Here is an 832-nt window from a genome sequence, read left to right on the forward strand (position 1 = left end):
CTCGACTACACGCCAGGCGTGTTCAGCGTTGAACGGCATATTCGTGGCAAATGGGTCTGTGACAACTGCGAAACCTTGATTCAAGAGCCGGTGCCGGCGCAGGTCATCGACAAATGCATCCCGACGGCCGGGCTGTTGGCCCAAGTGATGATCGCGAAATACGCCGATCATTTGCCGTTGTTCCGCCAGGAGCAAATCTTCGGACGGGCCGGTCTCGCGATTCCTCGTTCAACGCTGGCCAGTTGGGTCGGCGTTTGCGGCGTGCAATTGCAGCCACTGGTCGATGCCCTGCGCGAGGTCGTGCTTGAGCACAACGTGGTGCATGTCGATGAAACGCCGGTGCAGATGCTCGCGCCGGGCGAGAAGAAAACTCATCGAGCTTATGTTTGGGGCTATGCCACGACGGCGTTCGCAGGGATCAGTGCAGTGGTGTACGACTTCAGCCCCGGTCGCTCGGGCGAATATGCCCGCAATTTCCTTGGCGACTGGAAAGGCAAGTTGGTCTGTGACGACTACAGCGGTTACAAAGCCAGTTTTGCACTTGGCGTCACCGAAATCGGCTGCATGACCCACGCTCGCCGCAAGTTTTACGACCTGCACGTCACCAATAAAAGCGTGCTGGCTGAGCAGGCGTTGCGGTACATCGCGGCTTTATATGAAGTTGAACGCGAAGTTCGCGATTTGGAACCGGATGTCCGGCGACGAATACGTCAGGAAAAAGCAGCGCCCCTGATGGACGCGTTTCATGCCTGGATGATCGCCCAGCGCGAGCTTGTGCATGAAGGTTTGGGGATTACCAAGGCGCTGGATTACAGCCTAAAACGATGGGCTG

Annotated in this window: 1 protein-coding gene; it reads left to right on the plus strand. The window is 57.5% G+C overall.

Annotation, left to right across the window (positions count from 1 at the left end):
• On the plus strand, window positions 1–832 hold an 832-nt coding region (locus GHO41_RS29410), incomplete at both ends, for an IS66 family transposase (protein ID WP_153435359.1).

This window comes from Pseudomonas sp. FSL R10-0399, from assembly GCF_009600165.1.
Classification (GTDB): Bacteria; Pseudomonadota; Gammaproteobacteria; order Pseudomonadales; family Pseudomonadaceae; genus Aquipseudomonas; species Aquipseudomonas helleri.